This is a genomic window from Klebsiella sp. Sb-30, assembly GCF_057652795.1.
This window is the reverse complement of sequence record NZ_CM172749.1, coordinates 3,734,140-3,752,723: the sequence shown is the minus strand read 5'-3', so window position 1 is coordinate 3,752,723 and position 18,584 is coordinate 3,734,140. Positions and strand designations below refer to the sequence as shown.

General features: G+C 53.6%; 15 protein-coding genes and 7 tRNA genes. 6 read left to right on the top strand and 16 right to left on the bottom strand.

Translation table 11 applies throughout. From position 1 onward, the window contains the following. The first annotated feature begins 73 nt into the window (after positions 1–73). Positions 74–1,249: a 3-demethoxyubiquinol 3-hydroxylase gene (ubiF, locus tag AC236I_RS17570; RefSeq protein ID WP_064359733.1), complete on the top strand. Its 1,176-nt coding sequence runs from the start codon at positions 74–76 to the stop codon at positions 1,247–1,249. Positions 1,250–1,400: 151 nt separating this feature from the next. Here ubiF and AC236I_RS17565 read toward each other — a convergent pair. From AC236I_RS17565 to nagB, 12 genes are all read right to left on the bottom strand, one after another. Continuing rightward, positions 1,401–1,475 (bottom strand) — tRNA-Gln (locus AC236I_RS17565). A 36-nt stretch (positions 1,476–1,511) separates the two neighbouring features. Continuing rightward, a tRNA-Gln gene (locus tag AC236I_RS17560) sits at positions 1,512–1,586 on the bottom strand. A gap of 47 nt (positions 1,587–1,633) precedes the next feature. Next, positions 1,634–1,710 (bottom strand) — tRNA-Met (locus AC236I_RS17555). Positions 1,711–1,730: 20 nt separating this feature from the next. Continuing rightward, positions 1,731–1,805 (bottom strand) — tRNA-Gln (locus AC236I_RS17550). A gap of 36 nt (positions 1,806–1,841) precedes the next feature. Next, positions 1,842–1,916: transfer RNA gene (locus AC236I_RS17545), tRNA-Gln, on the bottom strand. Positions 1,917–2,025: 109 nt separating this feature from the next. After that, positions 2,026–2,110 (bottom strand) — tRNA-Leu (locus AC236I_RS17540). A 9-nt stretch (positions 2,111–2,119) separates the two neighbouring features. Further along, a tRNA-Met gene (locus tag AC236I_RS17535) sits at positions 2,120–2,196 on the bottom strand. A 226-nt stretch (positions 2,197–2,422) separates the two neighbouring features. Next, complete coding sequence (gene asnB / locus AC236I_RS17530) at positions 2,423–4,087, bottom strand: asparagine synthase B (RefSeq protein ID WP_004859583.1); 1,665 nt, start codon at positions 4,085–4,087, stop codon at positions 2,423–2,425. Positions 4,088–4,366: 279 nt separating this feature from the next. Next, positions 4,367–5,119, bottom strand: a complete 753-nt coding sequence (locus AC236I_RS17525) for an HAD-IIA family hydrolase (protein WP_015584887.1) — start codon at positions 5,117–5,119, stop codon at positions 4,367–4,369. 45 nt (positions 5,120–5,164) lie between these two features. After that, positions 5,165–6,385, bottom strand: a complete 1,221-nt coding sequence (gene nagC / locus AC236I_RS17520) for a DNA-binding transcriptional regulator NagC (RefSeq protein WP_004859587.1) — start codon at positions 6,383–6,385, stop codon at positions 5,165–5,167. A 7-nt stretch (positions 6,386–6,392) separates the two neighbouring features. Then, on the bottom strand, positions 6,393–7,541 hold the full coding sequence (gene nagA / locus AC236I_RS17515) for an N-acetylglucosamine-6-phosphate deacetylase (protein ID WP_015584886.1): 1,149 nt from the start codon (positions 7,539–7,541) through the stop codon (positions 6,393–6,395). Positions 7,542–7,668: 127 nt separating this feature from the next. Further along, positions 7,669–8,469, bottom strand: a complete 801-nt coding sequence (gene nagB / locus AC236I_RS17510) for a glucosamine-6-phosphate deaminase (RefSeq protein ID WP_004859594.1) — start codon at positions 8,467–8,469, stop codon at positions 7,669–7,671. A 313-nt stretch (positions 8,470–8,782) separates the two neighbouring features. Between nagB and nagE the strand changes: the two genes are divergently transcribed. The 4 genes from nagE (at position 8,783) to AC236I_RS17490 (ending at position 14,889) form a co-directional block, all read left to right on the top strand. Further along, entirely contained in the window at positions 8,783–10,804 is a 2,022-nt protein-coding gene (gene nagE, locus AC236I_RS17505; RefSeq protein WP_015584885.1) for an N-acetylglucosamine-specific PTS transporter subunit IIBC, read from the top strand. Positions 10,805–10,982: 178 nt separating this feature from the next. Next, positions 10,983–12,650 carry a glutamine--tRNA ligase gene (gene glnS / locus AC236I_RS17500; RefSeq protein WP_015584884.1) on the top strand — a complete coding sequence of 556 codons (1,668 nt, stop codon included), beginning with the start codon at positions 10,983–10,985 and terminating at the stop codon, positions 12,648–12,650. A 455-nt stretch (positions 12,651–13,105) separates the two neighbouring features. Next, positions 13,106–14,509: a chitoporin ChiP gene (gene chiP, locus AC236I_RS17495; RefSeq protein WP_004859598.1), complete on the top strand. Its 1,404-nt coding sequence runs from the start codon at positions 13,106–13,108 to the stop codon at positions 14,507–14,509. Between the two features lie 47 nt (positions 14,510–14,556). Further along, positions 14,557–14,889, top strand: a complete 333-nt coding sequence (locus tag AC236I_RS17490; protein WP_015584883.1) for a ChiQ/YbfN family lipoprotein — start codon at positions 14,557–14,559, stop codon at positions 14,887–14,889. A gap of 331 nt (positions 14,890–15,220) precedes the next feature. Here AC236I_RS17490 and fur read toward each other — a convergent pair whose 3' ends face one another. The 4 genes from fur to ybfF all read right to left on the bottom strand — a co-directional run bounded on the left by fur (position 15,221) and on the right by ybfF (position 17,846). Next, positions 15,221–15,673 (bottom strand): ferric iron uptake transcriptional regulator, encoded by a 453-nt coding sequence (gene fur / locus AC236I_RS17485; RefSeq protein WP_015584881.1) that lies wholly within the window; start codon positions 15,671–15,673, stop codon positions 15,221–15,223. Positions 15,674–15,965: 292 nt separating this feature from the next. Continuing rightward, a complete protein-coding gene (gene fldA, locus AC236I_RS17480; RefSeq protein ID WP_004859605.1) occupies positions 15,966–16,496 on the bottom strand; it encodes a flavodoxin FldA in 531 nt (176 codons plus the stop codon). Between the two features lie 149 nt (positions 16,497–16,645). After that, positions 16,646–16,939: a LexA regulated protein gene (gene ybfE, locus AC236I_RS17475; protein WP_004859608.1), complete on the bottom strand. Its 294-nt coding sequence runs from the start codon at positions 16,937–16,939 to the stop codon at positions 16,646–16,648. 133 nt (positions 16,940–17,072) lie between these two features. Next, the gene (ybfF, locus tag AC236I_RS17470; protein ID WP_004859610.1) at positions 17,073–17,846 is read right to left on the bottom strand and encodes an esterase; all 774 of its coding nucleotides are present in this window, start codon (positions 17,844–17,846) and stop codon (positions 17,073–17,075) included. 183 nt (positions 17,847–18,029) lie between these two features. On the opposite strand from ybfF, the gene seqA reads away from it, so the two are divergent. Next, positions 18,030–18,578 carry a replication initiation negative regulator SeqA gene (gene seqA, locus AC236I_RS17465; protein ID WP_015584879.1) on the top strand — a complete coding sequence of 183 codons (549 nt, stop codon included), beginning with the start codon at positions 18,030–18,032 and terminating at the stop codon, positions 18,576–18,578. Positions 18,579–18,584 lie beyond the last annotated feature (6 nt).

Below are 18,584 nucleotides of genomic sequence, written 5' to 3'. Positions count from 1 at the left end.
GTGCGAGCGTTATCACCACGAGGTGGGAAAAAATCCGGTAAACTTAACGGATTCAGGTTTAAGGATAATTGCCATGACAATTCATGCAATAGATGTCGCCATTGTGGGTGGCGGAATGGTTGGCGGAGCCCTGGCGCTGGGGCTGGCGCAGCACGGTTTTACGGTAACGGTTATCGAGACATCGGCACCGCCGGCATTTGCGCCTTCAGCGCCGCCGGATGTGCGTATTTCGGCAATTAGCGCCGCTTCTGTCGGGTTACTAAAAAGCCTCGGCGTCTGGGATGCGGTGCGCGGCATGCGTGCGCATCCCTATCGCCGGCTGGAGACCTGGGAATGGGAGGATGCGCATGTGACCTTTGATGCCGCCGAGCTGAAGCTGCCTGAGCTGGGTTATATGGTGGAGAACAATGTTCTGCAGCTCGCCCTATGGCAGGCGCTGATGGCGCATGAGCGCATCACGCTCGAGGTTGGCGCATCGTTACAGGAGATGCAGCGAGAGGAGACCTGTACGACATTGCGTCTGAGCGACGGTGGCGAGTGCGCAGCCAGCCTGGTTATCGGCGCCGATGGCGCCAACTCGCAGGTGCGCCAGTTGGCCGGAATTGGCGTTCACGCATGGCAGTATCAGCAATCCTGCATGTTGATTAGCGTGCAGTGCGCAGAGGAGCCTGGCAACAGCACCTGGCAGCAGTTTACGCCATCGGGCCCGCGCGCATTTCTGCCGTTGTTCGACAATTGGGCATCGCTGGTGTGGTATGACACGCCCGCGCGTATTCGCCAGCTGCAGGGGATGAGTATGCCGCAGCTACAGCAGGAGATTGGGCGCCACTTCCCGTCCCGACTGGGGCAGGTCACGCCGCTGAGTGCCGGAGCGTTTCCACTAACCCGTCGCCATGCGCTGCAGTATGTACAGCCGGGGCTGGCGCTGGTGGGAGATGCTGCGCATACCATTCATCCGCTGGCGGGGCAGGGGGTGAATCTGGGCTATCGCGATGTTGACGCGCTGCTGGATATTTTGAGCGAGGCGAAAAGCCAGGGTGAAGCATGGGCCAGTCTTCCGGTGCTGAAACGCTACCAGGCGCGACGCAGGGCGGATAATTTTATTATGCAGTCGGGTATGGATCTGTTTTATGCCGGCTTCACCAACGATCTGGCGCCGGTGCGCGTGCTGCGCAATATCGGCTTAATGGCTGCGGCACATGCGGGCGTTTTAAAGCGTCAGGCGCTGAAGTACGCCCTGGGATTGTAAGCGCAGTTCCCGGCTGGCGCGTCGCTTAGCCGGGATATTAGCGCTAAGCGTTGTCCGTCGTCGCCTGAGTATAGCGTTAACGTCGCGATCCGGATTGAACCGAATACAGAAAACAAAAAAGCTCGCCGAAGCGAGCTTTTTTGCTATTAAGTGGCTGGGGTACGAGGATTCGAACCTCGGAATGCTGGTATCAGAAACCAGAGCCTTACCGCTTGGCGATACCCCAACGGGTGCGTCCACAGTGTGAACGACTTTTTAAAATTGGCTGGGGTACGAGGATTCGAACCTCGGAATGCCGGAATCAGAATCCGGTGCCTTACCGCTTGGCGATACCCCAACAATTCTTTCTGGATTTATCGAAATGAATCAATAATTCCTTTTATATGGTGGCTACGACGGGATTCGAACCTGTGACCCCATCATTATGAGTGATGTGCTCTAACCAGCTGAGCTACGTAGCCAATTTTATCATATTCTTCGATGGCTGGGGTACCTGGATTCGAACCAGGGAATGCCGGTATCAAAAACCGGTGCCTTACCGCTTGGCGATACCCCAATAACCGTCGCGGTGAACCGCAAACATCGAAGAAAATGGCTGGGGTACCTGGATTCGAACCAGGGAATGCCGGTATCAAAAACCGGTGCCTTACCGCTTGGCGATACCCCAACAAAAAATCTTTTACTTCCAGAAGAGGTTATCTACAAACTTATTACGGCAGCCTTTATGGCCATCTTACAGCCTGGATATACCCCATCCGTGCAACGCTTTGGGTGAATGGTGCGGGAGGCGAGACTTGAACTCGCACACCTTGCGGCGCCAGAACCTAAATCTGGTGCGTCTACCAATTTCGCCACTCCCGCAAAAAAAGATGGTGGCTACGACGGGATTCGAACCTGTGACCCCATCATTATGAGTGATGTGCTCTAACCAGCTGAGCTACGTAGCCATCTTTTTTTCGCGTTACCTTATCGGCGTTGCGGGGCGCATTATGCGTATTGGGCCTGCGAGCGTCAACCCCTTTTTCAATGAAAATCGCCGGAATGTGACTGTTTGGTTAGGTTGCGAACAGCGTGATGGAATAATCGGCAATTATTGGTTATTTATCGTTTTTCTGCGGTAAAAAAAGCAATAAAAAAACGGACCCCGAGGGGTCCGCCGATCGTACAAATTGGTTATTTATAAGCTGACTGGTGAACGCCAACGGCGCGTCCTGATGGATCGTTCATGGTTTTGAACGCTTCGTCCCACTCAATCGCCTTAGCCGATGAACAGGCTACTGACGGGCCGCCAGGTACGCATTCGGCAGCGCTAGGAACCGGGAACAGCTCCTCGAAGATTTCACGATACAGGTACGCTTCTTTGGAAGACGGCGTGTTGTACGGGAAACGGAAGCTGGCGGTTTCCAACTGCTGATCGGAGACCTGTTTCGCCGCAACCTCTTTTAACGTATCGATCCAGCTGTAGCCTACGCCGTCAGAGAACTGCTCTTTCTGGCGCCATGCGACGCTGGCCGGCAGATAGGATTCAAAACATTCACGCAGGATATGCTTTTCCATTTTACCGTTGCCGCACATCTTATCCTGCGGGTTGATGCGCATGGCGACGTCGAGGAACTGCTTGTCGAGGAACGGCACGCGGGCTTCCACGCCCCACGCCGACATCGCTTTGTTGGCACGGGCGCAGTCAAACATATGCAGAGCCTGCAGCTTACGCACGGTCTCTTCATGCAGCTCTTTAGCGTTTGGCGCTTTATGGAAATAGAGATAGCCGCCGAACACTTCATCAGAACCTTCGCCTGACAACACCATTTTGATGCCCATCGCTTTGATTTTACGCGACATTAAATACATCGGCGTCGAGGCGCGGATGGTGGTCACATCATAGGTTTCGATGTGATAGATAACGTCGCGAATGGCATCAAGGCCTTCCTGCACGGTGAAGTGGATCTCGTGGTGGACGGTACCCAGATGGTTTGCCACTTCCTGCGCGGCTTTCAGGTCCGGCGAGCCCTGCAGGCCGACGGCGAAAGAGTGCAGCTGCGGCCACCAGGCTTCGCTGCGTTCCTGATCTTCAACCCGGCGAGCGGCGAATTTTTTGGTGATGGCGGAGATAACCGACGAATCGAGGCCACCGGACAGCAGCACGCCATACGGCACATCAGACATCAGATGGCTTTTGACGGACTCTTCCAGCGCCTGACGCAGTTCGTTTTTATCCGTGACGTTGTCTTTAACCGCATCATAGTCGAACCAGTCGCGCTGGTAGTACTGGCGGATTTCGCCATCTTTGCTCCACAGGTAGCTACCTGCCGGGAACTCTTTGATTGTCCGGCAGACCGGTACCAGCGCTTTCATTTCTGAGGCGACGTAGAAGTTGCCGTGCTCGTCGTGGCCCATATACAGCGGAATGATGCCGATATGGTCGCGACCAATCAGATAGGCGTCCTGCTCGCTATCGTACAGCGCGAAGGCGAACATCCCCTGCAGATCGTCGAGGAATGCCGGGCCTTTTTCCTGGTACAGGGCAAGGATGACTTCGCAGTCGGAGCCGGTCTGGAAGGTATAGCGGTCGCCGTATTCCGCACGCAGCGCCTGATGGTTGTAAATTTCGCCGTTTACCGCCAGCGCGTGGGTTTTTTGCGCGTTGTACAACGGCTGGGCCCCGGCGTTCACGTCGACGATAGACAGACGCTCATGGACCAAAATGGCTTTATCGCTGGCGTAAACGCCGGACCAGTCCGGACCGCGGTGGCGCATCAGGCGGGAAAGTTCCAGTGCCTTTTTACGCAGCTCGACCGCGTCAGTTTTAATATCCAGTACGCCGAAAATTGAACACATAACCTTCTCCATTACCCTGTCGTGTTGTGATGTTGTGCAGACGTCGTCTTATCGCGAGGTCTCAGTGCATGTCTAAGAAAATGCCGCAAAGGAGAGGGAGGCGCAAGAGATTTACGGTCAGTAAAAGAAAAAACGCAATGACGATTGCTGAATATTAAAAAAAGAACATGTTTTGAGCGTCTTTATTGATGAATGTGCAGTGATAAGCCATTTCTATTAGATGAGGTTCTTTTTTCAGGTGCGATAAATGAAAAACCACGCCCTGGGACGTGGTTTTATTCAGAAAATATCAATTTCGGCAACGGACGGATAGATCCACGACGGTCGGAACGGCAGGCTGTCGATATCGTCGAGCGTCGAGACGCCGGAGAGAACCAAAATAGTTTCCAGACCAGCCTGGAAACCGGCCAGGATATCGGTACGCAGGTTGTCGCCAACGATAACCGTCTGCTCGGAGTGCGCCTGCATCTTATTCAGCGCAGAGCGGATGATCCACGGACTGGGTTTTCCCACGTAGAACGGCTTGCGGCCGGAGATCTTCTCAATTCCGGCACAGAGAGCGCCGCAGGCCGGGTAGAAGCCGCGGCCGTGAGTATCCGGGTTGGTGGCAATGAAGCGTGCGCCGTTGGCGACAAAGAAGGCCGCTTTATGCATCATCTCCCAGTTAAAGGAGCGGGTTTCACCGACGATAACAAAATCCGGATTGACGTCGGTAATGGTAAAGCCGGCTTTATAAAGCTCGTGAATCAGTGCGCCTTCACCGACCACGTAGGCTTTCTTGCCTTCCTGGCGGCGCAGGAAATCAGCGGTGGCCATCGCGGAGGTATAAAAGGCGCTATCCGGCACGTCGATGCCGGCGGTCGCAAAGCGGTTTGCCAGGTCCTGCCCGGTCTGGGAAGGGTAGTTGGTCAACATCACCAACGGCATATCTTTCTCAAGAATGCGTTTGATAAATTCGGCAGCGCCCGGCACGGCCACATTGTCGTGCATCAGCACGCCGTCAATATCACAGATTACGTTTTGAATGGTCATGGACAGTCCGACATTTTTGAAGAAAGGCGAAACTATATAGCCGCGTTAGCTTTCCAGCAAACGCTGGAGCAGTATACCGTTGAGCATGGCGCGCTTCACCAGCGCAAAAGCGCCGATTGCGGAGCGGTGATCTAACGTCGAACGCACCACCGGCAGGTTCTTGCGAAACGCCTTCAGTGCCTGAGCGTTAATGCAGCCTTCAATCGCGGGTAACAGTACCTTCTCTGCTTCGACAATTTCGCCGGCGATCACCACTTTTTGCGGATTAAACAGGTTAATGGCGATAGCAATGGTTTTGCCCAGGTGACGTCCCACATATTCGATGACCTCGCAGGCCAGGGCGTCGCCTTTGTTGGCCGCTTTGCAGATAGCTTTGATCGTGCATTCATCCGCAGTCAGTTTACTCTGGTAGCCCTGCTCAAGAAGGTGACGCACGCGTTGTTCGATGGCGGCGTTCGCCGCGACGGTCTCCAGGCAGCCAAAATTCCCGCAGTGACAGCGTTCGCCCAGCGGGTCGACCTGAATATGGCCTATCTCGCCGACGTTGCCGTTACGACCGATAAAAATGCGTCCGTTGGAGATGATTCCCGCGCCGGTACCGCGATGGACGCGCACCAGAATAGAGTCTTCGCAATCCTGACTTGCACCAAAATAGTGCTCTGCCAGCGCAAGGCTGCGAATATCGTGACCAACAAAACAGGTGACTTTAAAGCGTTTTTCCAGCGCTTCAACCAGCCCCCAGTTCTCAACCTGAATATGCGGCATATAGCGAATCACGCCGCTTTCCGGGTCAACGAGTCCGGGTAAGATCACGGAGATGGCGATGAGTTCGCGGATCTTGCGCTGGCAGCGTTCAGTAAAGGCCGCAATGATGTTCAGCAGCGCATGTTCCAGCGTCTCCTGGGTGCGTTCAGGCAGCGGAAAATGTTCTTCTTCCAGCGTCTTACTGCTTAAATCATACAGGGTCAGCGTCGCGTCGTAGCGACCAAGGCGTACGCCGATAGCATGGAAGTTGCGGGTTTCCGCAATAATAGAGATGGCGCGGCGGCCCCCGGTGGAGGCCTGCTGATCGACTTCTTTGATCAGCCCGCGTTCAATCAGTTGGCGCGTGATTTTGGTCACGCTGGCAGGGGCAAGCTGGCTTTGTTCCGCGATCTGAATGCGCGAAATGGGGCCGTGCTGGTCAATGAGCCGATACACGGCCGCGCTGTTCAGCTGTTTTACGAGATCAACGTTACCAATTTGAGCATGTCCGCCTGCTGTCATTCTTTACTTACTCAGTGACGACCTCGTTACCATTAACGATGGTCTTGATGATTTTATAATCGCGGGTAAAGGCGGTCAGGTTAGCGACCATTCCCGGTGCGATGCTGCCAAGCTGTTTCTCTACGCCAATGGCGCGTGCGGGATAGAGGGTTGCCATACGCAACACTTCGTCCAGTGCGATACCGCAATGCTCGACGAGATTGCGGACACCTTCAATCATGGTCAGCGAAGAACCGCTGAGGGTACCATTTTCATCCACGCACAGCCCGTTACGGTAGTATATTGTTTTACCAGCAAAAATGAACTGGTCAATATGCGCGCCGGCGGGGGCGGTTGCGTCAGTGACGAGGCACAGCTTGTCGCCTTTCAGGCGTTTTGCATTCCGCACGTTAGCATAATCCACATGCATACCGTCGACGATAATACCGCAGTAAACGTCCGGTTCGTCGAAAATCGCGCCTGCCAGGCCCGGTTCGCGCCCGGTGATGTACGGCATGGCGTTGTACAGATGGGTCGCGAAGGTGATGCCCGCGCGAAAACCGATTTTCGCCTCTTTCAGCGTGGCATTGGAGTGGCCTGCGGAAACAACGATCCCGGCAGCCACCAGTTTACGAATCACCTCGGTACTGACGCGCTCAGGGGCGAGAGTCACTTTGGTGATCACATCGGCGTTTTCACACAGAAAATCGACCAGCGCAGCGTCCGGCTTACGCACGTAGTCCGGGTTGTGGGTGCCTTTTTTCACGATGTTCAGCCACGGGCCTTCAAGGTGCAGACCCAGCGCCTGGTTCGGATGTTTTTGCAGGTACTCGCGCATGACGCGCACGCCCTGTTTCATCAATTCATCGCTGGAGGTAATCAGCGTCGGCAGATAGCTGGTGCAGCCGGAACGTTCGTTGGCCTTCTGCATAATTTCCAGCGTTTCGACGGTGACGGCGTCAGGGCTGTCGTTAAACTGCACGCCGCCACAGCCGTTCAGCTGTACGTCGATAAAACCGGGGGCAAGAATGGCGCCATTGACCGAGCGTTGCTCAATCTCAGACGGCAAATCAGCCAGTGAACAGATACGTTCGATAAGGCCATCAGCGATGATAATCGCATGGTCATCCAGAATTTCATGACCGGTATAAATCCGGCCTTGGGTTAATGCATACATTACGACCCCCGGTTCACACACGCTCCGCGGCAGGCTGGCTTCTAAGGGTTGGTCTGATGCCGCCTGGCGGAGCTGGTGTAGCAAAAAAATGAAATGTCCCGCGGACAAGCCGCAGGACGAGACTACCTTACAGCCCTTTGACGTTTTCGGCTTCTAATTCATTGAAGTATTTCAACGTCTTCACTTTCAGCTCCATGGTGGACGGCTCGTCGCAGACGATCACCGCTTTCGGGTGCAGCTGCAGACAGGTAATGGTCCACATATGGTTAACGTTGCCTTCAACCGCCGCCTGCAGCGCCAGCGCTTTCTGGTGACCCAGTACCAGAATCATCACTTCTTCCGCATCCAGCAGGGTGCCCACGCCCACGGTCAGCGCATATTTCGGCACCAGATCCACATCGCCGTCGAAGAAACGGGAGTTCGCTACGCGGGTTTCATGGGTCAGGGTTTTAATACGGGTACGAGAGGCCAGTGAAGAGGCGGGTTCGTTGAACGCGATATGCCCGTCGTTGCCAACGCCGCCCATAAACAGGTTGATTTTACCGTAGGAGCGGATTTTTTCTTCATAGCGGCGGCATTCTGCATCGATATCTGGCGCATTGCCGTTCAGCAGGTTAATGTTTTCCGCCGGAATATCAACGTGATCAAAGAAATTACGATGCATGAAGCTATGATAGCTTTCCGGATGCTCTTTCGGCAGACCGACATATTCGTCCATGTTGAAGGTCACAACATGTTTAAAGCTAACCTGGCCTGATTTGTGCATTTCAACCAGCGCTTTGTAAGCGGTCAGAGGCGTACCACCGGTAGGCAGACCCAGGACAAACGGACGGTCCGCCGTCGGTTTGAACGCGTTAATGCGGTTAACGATGTGGCGAGCGGCCCATTTGCCGACTTGTTCAGCAGTTACCAGGGGGATCAGTCTCATTCTTCACCTCTATAGTTAAATTAGAACCTGGCGGATTGGCGCCGGCATACTATTAAGAGTATTACAGTCACTACGACGAGCGGGGTCAATCCGTGTTGATTTTTTGAATGATAAAATAAGTTTTCGATGTTAGCCAGTCGCAGGGAGGGGTTAATACGATATTTGGTGATTATAGTCACAAAAAATACGCATTTAATTTGCGATACGAATTAATTTTCCACACACTTTGCAAGTAAGTTAAAAAACCAACCTGGTTACACAATAAAAAAGTGGCTTTGAATGAGCCTTATCGGGGTCTCATAGGGGGAATAAAGTGAGTATTCTAGGTTATCTACAAAAGGTTGGCCGCGCGCTTATGGTGCCGGTCGCCACGCTGCCGGCGGCAGCGATATTAATGGGTGTCGGTTACTGGATTGACCCGGTAGGCTGGGGTGGAAGCAACGCGCTGGCCGCGTTCTTCATTAAATCCGGTTCCGCGATCATCGACAATATGTCCGTACTATTCGCTATTGGTGTGGCTTATGGTATGTCGAAAGATAAAGATGGCGCTGCGGCGTTAACCGGCTTTGTGGGCTTCCTCGTGTTGACCACGCTCTGCTCTCCGGCTGCGGTTTCCATGATCCAGAAGATTCCGGCGGATCAGGTTCCTGCAGCATTCGGTAAGATCAGCAACCAGTTCGTGGGTATCCTCGTGGGGATCATTTCCGCGGAGCTGTATAACCGCTTCAGCAGCGTTGAACTGCCGAAAGCGCTCTCCTTCTTTAGCGGTCGCCGTCTGGTGCCGATTCTCACCTCTTTTGTGATGATCGCCGTCGCGTTCATCATGATGTATATCTGGCCGGTTATCTTCGACGGTCTGGTAAACTTCGGTGAGCATATCCAGAAACTGGGTTCCGTCGGTGCGGGCGTGTATGCGTTCTTCAACCGTCTGCTCATTCCGGTCGGTCTGCACCACGCGCTGAACTCCGTGTTCTGGTTTGACGTTGCTGGTATTAACGATATTCCTAACTTCCTCGGTGGCGCTCAGTCTATCGAAGCAGGTAAAGCGGTTGTGGGGATCACCGGTCGTTACCAGGCGGGCTTCTTCCCGATTATGATGTTCGGTTTACCGGGTGCGGCGCTGGCTATCTACCACTGCGCGCGTCCTGAGAACAAGGCAAAAGTGCTGGGTATTATGATGGCGGGCGCCTTTGCCGCCTTCTTTACCGGGATCACTGAACCGCTGGAGTTCTCCTTCATGTTCGTGGCGCCGGTGCTGTATGTCATTCACGCCGTGTTGACCGGTATCTCCGTGTTCATCGCTGCCAGCATGCACTGGATTGCCGGTTTCGGCTTCAGCGCCGGTCTGGTGGATATGGTGCTGTCGTCCCGTAACCCGCTGGCGGTCCACTGGTGGATGCTGATCCCGCAGGGTCTGGTCTTCTTCGTTATTTACTACGTGGTCTTCCGCTTCACCATCACCAAATTCAACCTGATGACCCCGGGTCGCGAACTGGCCGTTGCCGGTAGCGAAGCGGATGGTCAGGATGTGAATGTCAGCAGCGGCAAAGAGCAGGATGTTGCAGGTCTGGCACGTCAGTACATCGCTGCAGTCGGCGGTTCTGACAACCTGACCGGTATCGATGCCTGCATCACCCGTTTGCGTCTGAACGTTAAAGACTCTTCTCTGGTGAACGAAGCGCTGGCGAAACGTCTGGGCGCGTCAGGCGTTATTCGCCTGAACAAAACGAGCGTACAGATCATTGTCGGCTTCGTGGCGGAAAAAATCGCTAACGCGATGAAAACGACGGGACCAGTAGCCGCAGCAGAAGGCAACGCTGCACCTGCCGCCGCCGCTCCGACTGCAAAACCGCAGGCCGTGGCTAACGCCAAAACCATCGCGGCGCTGGTATCGCCGATTACCGGTGATATCGTTGCGCTGGAGCAGGTGCCTGATGAAGCCTTCGCCAGCAAAGCGGTCGGCGATGGCGTGGCGGTGAAACCGACCGACAAAACCGTCGTAGCTCCGGCTGCCGGTACCGTCGTGAAGATCTTCAACACCAACCATGCGTTCTGCCTGGAAACGGAAAATGGCGCGGAAATCGTCGTCCATATGGGCATTGATACCGTGGCGCTGAACGGCCAGGGCTTCAAACGACTGGTTGAAGAAGGTGCGGAAGTGCAGGCTGGCCAGCCGATTCTGGAAATGGATCTGGACTACCTGAATGCCAATGCCCGTTCAATGATCAGCCCCGTCGTGTGCAGCAACAGCGACGATTACAGTGCGCTGGTGATTCTGGCAACCGGTAAGGTGGTGGCAGGTCAGACGCCGCTGTATGAGATTAAAGGCAAGTAAGGCTCCTGAGTAGCGTTTATGCCTGAGCGGCGGGGGGAAACCTCCGCCGCTTTTTTTTAGCCCATCTGACCCCATAATCTTCTTCAGATACGTATTTTCAGTAACTAATAGTTGTCTCTACGCCCCGCTTGTAAGATCATGTGCCGTTATACGTTGTTTACGCTTTGAGGAACCCACGATGAGTGAGGCAGAAGCCCGCCCGACTAACTTTATTCGTCAGATCATTGATGAAGATCTGGCTACTGGTAAGCACACCACCGTTCATACTCGTTTCCCGCCGGAACCGAACGGTTATCTGCACATTGGCCATGCGAAGTCTATTTGCCTGAACTTTGGTATTGCTCAGGATTATCAGGGCCAATGCAACCTGCGTTTCGATGACACCAACCCGGTGAAAGAAGATATCGAATACGTGGAGTCGATTAAAAACGACGTGCAGTGGTTAGGTTTCCACTGGTCCGGGGATGTTTGCTACTCGTCTGATTACTTTGACCAGCTGCACCAGTATGCCATTGAGCTGATCAACAAAGGCCTGGCCTATGTTGACGAACTGTCGGCGGATGAAATTCGCGAATACCGCGGTTCGCTGAAAGCGCCGGGTAAAAACAGCCCGTATCGCGATCGCAGCGTGGAAGAGAACCTGGCGCTGTTTGAAAAAATGCGTGCCGGTGGTTTTGAAGAGGGGAAAGCCTGCCTGCGTGCAAAAATCGATATGGCCTCGCCGTTTATCGTCATGCGCGATCCGGTGCTGTACCGCATTAAATTTGCCGATCATCATCAGACCGGCAGCAAGTGGTGCATCTATCCGATGTACGACTTCACGCACTGCATTAGCGATGCGCTGGAAGGCATTACGCACTCCCTGTGTACCCTCGAGTTCCAGGACAACCGTCGCCTGTATGATTGGGTGCTGGACAACATCAGCATCCCGGTTCACCCGCGTCAGTATGAATTCTCCCGTCTGAATCTCGAATATACCGTGATGTCCAAGCGTAAGCTGAACCAGCTGGTTACCGAGAAGCACGTAGAAGGCTGGGATGACCCGCGTATGCCGACCATTTCCGGTCTGCGTCGTCGCGGCTATACCGCCAGTTCTATTCGTGAATTCTGCAAGCGCATTGGCGTGACCAAGCAGGACAACACCATTGAGATGGCGTCACTGGAATCCTGCATCCGCGAAGATCTCAATGAAAACGCGCCGCGCGCCATGGCCGTTATCGACCCGGTTAAGCTGGTCATTGAAAACTACCCGCAGGGTGCAAGCGAAATGGTGACGATGCCGAATCATCCGAACAAACCGGAGATGGGCAGCCGTGAAGTACCGTTTAGCGCGGAGATCTGGATTGACCGCGCCGACTTCCGTGAAGAGGCGAATAAGCAGTACAAGCGCCTGGTGCTGGGTAAAGAAGTTCGCCTGCGTAATGCCTACGTGATCAAGGCCGAGCGTGTAGAGAAGGACGAAGAGGGGACGATCACCACGATCTTCTGTACCTATGACGCCGATACGCTGAGCAAAGATCCTGCCGATGGTCGTAAGGTCAAGGGCGTTATCCATTGGGTCAGCGCGGCACACGCGCTGCCGGTGGAGATTCGTCTGTACGATCGGCTGTTCAGCGTGCCGAATCCGGGCGCGGAAGAAGACTTCCTGACGGTGATGAACCCTGAATCGTTGGTGATCAAGCAGGGCTTCGCTGAACCGAGCCTGGCCACTGCGGAAGCCAGCAAAGCCTATCAGTTTGAGCGTGAAGGTTATTTCTGTCTCGATAGCCGCTATGCAACCGCAACGCATCTGGTGTTTAACCGCACCGTGGGTCTGCGTGATACCTGGGCTAAAGTCGGCGAGTAAATTTTTCGTCGCGGCCCGGCCGTCGTCTCTGTGTCAAAACGCCGCATTTAGCGGCGTTTTTTTTTATTTTGGAATCAGTGAATTAAGTTCGTTATTTTCGCGATGCGAATTAATCTTGTTTACTGTTTGTCATATCTGTCAGCTCTGCCACTCCTCCCACCGGTACACAAAACGGCTGTAAGCGCTTTCATTCTGTATTTTCTTTCTATTTAGTAATTACTTACGTATAAAAAAGGATGAGGCCTGATATTGTTACAAAAAGAAATAGAATATGTGCGCTTTGTCATAATCTTAAGCTTTGATCGGCGAAAGAGATTGATAATTCGCGTCACGAAAAATAGTCTATCAACAGTGGTTACGCGGCTTTTACCGCTCCACCTTTTTAGCAGTCTTATTTATTTTTTCGCGGCTTGCCTTTGGCTCCGCGTTTTTAAAACGTCAAAGAGGATATGCACATGCGTACGTTTAGTGGCAAACGTAGTACGCTGGCGCTGGCTATTGCCGCCGTCACCGCGATGTCGGGCTGGATCGTTGTTCCGCAGGCCAGCGCAGCAGGTTTTATTGATGATTCCACCTTAACCGGCGGCATCTACTACTGGCAGCGTGAGCGCGACCGGAAAGATGTGACCGACGGCGATAAATACAAAACCAACCTTTCCCATTCGACCTGGAACGCCAATCTGGATTTCCAGTCCGGCTATGCCGCTGATATGTTTGGTATTGACGTGGCTGCCTTCACCGCAATTGAAATGGCGGAAAGCAGCGAAAGCGGTCACCCGAACGAAATTGCCTTCTCCTCAAAGAATAAAGCCTACGACGAAGATTACTCTGGCGATAAGAGCGGAATCAGCCTGTATAAAGCTGCGGCGAAATTTAAATATGGCCCGGTGTGGGCTCGCGGCGGTTATATCCAGCCAACCGGGCAAACGCTGCTGGCTCCGCACTGGAGCTTTATGCCGGGTACTTACCAGGGGGCTGAAGCCGGCGCCAACTTTGATTACGGTGATGCCGGCGCGCTGAGTTTCTCCTATATGTGGACGAACGAATACAAAGCGCCATGGCACATCGAGATGGATAATTTCTACCAGAACGACAAGAAAACCAAAGTCGATTATCTGCACTCCCTGGGCGCCAAATACGATTTTAAAAATGACCTCGTGCTGGAAGCGGCGTTTGGCCAGGCTGAAGGCTATATCGACCAGTATTTTGCCAAGGCCAGCTACAAATTTGATATCGCGGGTACGCCGTTAAACACCAGCTACCAGTTCTATGGTACGCGCGACAAAGTCAGTAACGGCGGCACGAACGATATCTACGACGGTACTGCCTGGCTGCAGGCGCTGACCTTTGGCTACAAGGTTGCTGATGTCCTCGACCTGCGTCTGGAAGGCACCTGGGTGAAAGCTGAAGGCCAGCAGGGCTACTTCCTGCAGCGTATGACCCCAACCTATGCCTCTTCCAACGGTCGTCTTGATGTATGGTGGGATAACCGTTCTGACTTCAACGCCAACGGTGAAAAAGCGGTGTTCTTCGGCGCGATGTATGACATGAAAAACTGGAATATGCCGGGCTGGGCGTTTGGCGCCTCTTACGTCTACGCATGGGATGCCAAACCGGGCAGAATGTCCACGCCGGACGCCTATTACAATCCGGACAAACGGCTGGAAGAGTCCGCGTATAGCCTCGATGCCATGTACACCGTACAGGACGGCCGGGCAAAAGGAACGCTGTTTAAACTGCACTTTACCCAATACGACAACCACTCCGACATCCCGAGCTGGAGCGGTGGCTATGGCAATATCTTCCAGGATGAGCGTGACGTGAAGTTCATGGTTATTGCTCCGTTCACTATTTTCTGATGCCGCGGCGGCAGGCGTAAACCTGCCGCAAACCTGAGAGGTCAATTATGAAGAAGCTATTGCTCATCGCGGTTATGGCATCGGGCCTGGTAGCCTGTACGCAGTCCCCCGCGCCAAAAGAAGATACGAAACTAAAAGATGCTTACAGCGCCTGTATCAATACGGCGGAAGGGAATCCGGATAAGGTTCAGGCCTGCCAGAGCGTTCTCGACGTGCTGAAAGAAGATAAACAGCATCAGGCGTTTGCCAACCAGGAAAGCGTGCGCGTTCTGGATTACCAACAGTGTATTCAGGCGACCCGTACCGGCAATGACCAGGCGGTGAAAGCGCGTTGCGATCGTATCTGGAAAGAGATTCGCAGCAACAACACCAGGCCCTGATCGCGGGCGCCAGATCCTGTCAGTAAAAACGCCTGATGTTAACCATCAGGCGTTTTTCATGGCGCGCAATCCTGTGGCGATGTTCAGGCACTGATTGCCGTGGCTGCCCGGGGCTACTCATTCCCCACCAATCTTGATACCGACCCACCATTAGGTGGAATGGTACCGAAAACCCAACAGGCTCTGGTACGAGAAGCGCTGGCAAACCGCTGGGATGAGGAACCGTTTACCCGTGCTCTCGACGAGCATACCGCGCGCAGAAAAGGGTAGGCGTTTGCACATAAAAAAGCCAACCGTCAGGTTGGCTTTTTGTGGTCCACGCGGTGGGAAATTACTTTTCCAGCGCGTCGTGTGCATGTTCATCTTCGCGGCAGTCGCCTTCCGCACAGTGACCGTAAAGGTACAGACTGTGGTTGGTCAGACGGATGCCGTGGCGGTGGGCGATTTCACGCTGACGCGCTTCGATAGACTCATCGCTGAATTCGATCACTTTGCCACAATCGAGGCAAATAAGATGATCGTGATGGTGCTGCTGGGTCAGTTCGAAAACAGATTTACCGCCTTCGAAGTTGTGGCGAGTCACAATGCCAGCATCATCAAACTGGTTCAGCACGCGATAAACAGTAGCGAGACCAATCTCTTCACCCATGTCGATCAGGCGCTTGTATAAATCTTCCGCACTGACGTGATGGTTATCCGGTTCCTGCAGGACTTCCAGGATTTTTAATCGTGGAAGTGTGACTTTCAGGCCAGCCTTCTTTAATGCGGTATTGTTGTCAGTCATGCGGAATCTGTCCTGTTGCTAAACGATCTACTTCCATCAGCGGAAGTAATACAGAGAATCACCCGATGCAATGCGTCTCATTATAGAACTGCCATCGTTAAATGAAAACTGCAAGTATCGGGCCTTGTATGCTGTCAAAAACGAGGTCCCAGCTACAAACTACGTCACCTGACCTCGTTAAATCAGAGGACATTGTACAGATATGTGATTAAAAGTTAAAAACTTGTAGCTATTAGTTTGATTGCTTCTATCTATTAATGCGGCGAAACTTAACGGTAACGCCGCACAATCATCAGGCGTTTTTGATTTCTTCGAGGTGCAGCTCTTCAGAGACCTGCTTAACCCACTGAGTCACGCGTTCGTTGGTCAGTTCCGGCTGGCGGTCTTCATCGATAGCCAGGCCGACGAAGTGATCGTCATCCGCCAGGCCTTTAGAGGCTTCAAAATGATAGCCCGCGGTCGGCCAGTGGCCAACGATGGTGGCGCCGCGCGGTTCAATGATGTCGCGGATGGTGCCCAGCGCGTCACAGAAGTATTCCGCGTAGTCTTCCTGATCGCCGCAGCCAAACAGCGCAACCAGTTTACCGTTAAAGTCGACCTCTTCCAGCGTCGGGAAAAAGTCATCCCAGTCGCACTGAGCTTCACCGTAGTACCAGGTCGGAATGCCGAGCAGCAGGATGTCGTAGGCTTCCAGATCTTCTTTGCTGCTCTTGGCAATGTCGTGAACATCAGCAACATCTTTACCAAGCTGCTTCTGAATCATTTTTGCAATATTCTCGGTGTTGCCCGTGTCGCTGCCAAAAAAGATGCCGATGATTGCCATGAGTAAAATAACCTCTTGAAACTTAATGATGTGGTAGTGGCGTAATGCCCGCAGATAACGGCAATCATAGCAGAACAGGGGAGGGCGCGGAAACAGCAATCACGCCCGACTGCACACTCTGCTACATGAAAGTGTTTTTTTGAGGATTTTCAGGCTTTATCCCGGCTGTGCAGGGTTGCCAGCTGGTTCATCAGCATCTCTTCGATCAAATCGCTGCGGTTCATATTGCGAGCTTCCGCCAGCTCGTTGAGCGCATCAACCGCTTCAGCGTTGAGTTTTAACTCCACACGCTTCAGGCCGCGAACTTTGTCGCGTTTGAGCTGATTGCGTTTATTTATGCGCAGTTGTTCATCGCGCGAAAGCGGATTGGTCTTTGGTCTACCCGGGCGACGCTCGGTTGCGAACAAATCTAATGTCGTACGGTCCGTTTGTTCTTTTGCCATGATTCAGAGTGACTTCGGGGAAACAAGTTGCCGGGCTATAGCCGACACAGATAGCGCGCCATAATACATCAGGCGAACCGCTGCGCCAACGACCGCGGGCATTCTGCAGCGCGGTCGGGCAGTTTTTAGCCAGTTAAGCCTGCAAAGCGGTCAGATAGCGACGAATGGCGCGCAGGACGGCTTCCGGTTTCTCCGCATGCACCCAGTGGCCGGCGCCGGCGATGACGTGCGCTCGCGCCTGTGGGAACTGGGCGAGCAGGGTATCGCGATACTCATCGGTGACGTACGGCGAGTTGCCTCCCGGGATGAACAGGGTCGGATGAGGCCAGGCAGGAACCGTTTGCCAGCCCACGATGTGCGGATATTGATCCCATAATACCGGTACGTTGAAGCGCCACTGGCCATCAACGAAGGATTTCAGCAGAAACTGAATCACGCCTTCTTCCTGCAGATGTTGGCGCATCACCGTGGCCGCCTGCTGACGGGACGCGGCGCCGGCGTCGGTGACGGCATTGATGGCGTTGAAAATTTCATCATGACGGCGCACGTGATAGTCCACCGGGGCAATATCAATGGCGACCAGGCCAGCGATGCGCTCCGGCGCCAGTGCGGTAAGCGCCATGACCGCTTTCCCCCCCATCGAATGACCAATAAAGGTGGCTTTCTCTATCTGCCGATCGTCAAGAGTATCGATCAGATCCTGCGCCATCGCCGCGTAGGTCATCTCCGGCGAACGGGGGGAAAGACCGTGGTTGCGCATATCAACCTGCAAAATATCGTAGTCGTTCACCAGGTCGCGGGCGAGGATGCCCAGGTTGTCGAGACTACCAAACAGACCGTGAACCAGGACAACAGGGGAATTATTGTGCGGATTTTGTGCAGATTGCGTGCGGCTATTTAATTTCATGGCAAAGTTCTTTTTTTCGCTTCGTCGGGTTAGGGTATTATGTTGGACATTCTGCCATCCGGCTGCAAGACCCAGAGCTATCTGAGTTTTACCGCCATCCTGGTTTGACGCTATCCGCGGTCAGGATTTGTCCTTATAATCCTGACAACTTGTATTCAGAATAAGATATCGCACTGGATTAAGATGAAAACAATTGAAGTTGATGATGATCTCTATCGCTATATTGCCAGCCACACCCAGCATATTGGCGAGAGTGCATCCGACATTTTACGGCGCATGCTGAAATTTTCCGCCGTTTCCCAGACTGCCGCACCGGTCGTAAAAGCTGCGCCGGCGCCGGCTGCGACGCCTGCCGTCGAAGCGAAGCCCGTGAATCCGGCAAAAGATAAAGTCCGCGCGATGCGCGAGCTGCTGTTATCTGATGAATACGCCGAACAAAAACGCGCGGTAAACCGCTTCATGCTGGTCCTGACCACGCTGTACTCCTTAGATAACAAAGCGTTTGCTGAGGCCACCGAGTCTCTGCACGGGCGCACCCGCGTGTACTTTGCCGAAGATTCGCGGATCCTGCTAAAAAGCGGTAACCAGACCAAACCGAAACAGGTTCCTGGTACTCCGTGGTGGGTTATCACCAATACCAATACCGGTCGTAAGTGCAGCATGATCGAACACATCATGCAGTCGATGCAGTTCCCAGCGGAATTAATTGAGAAGGTCTGCGGCACGATCTAGTTTTAT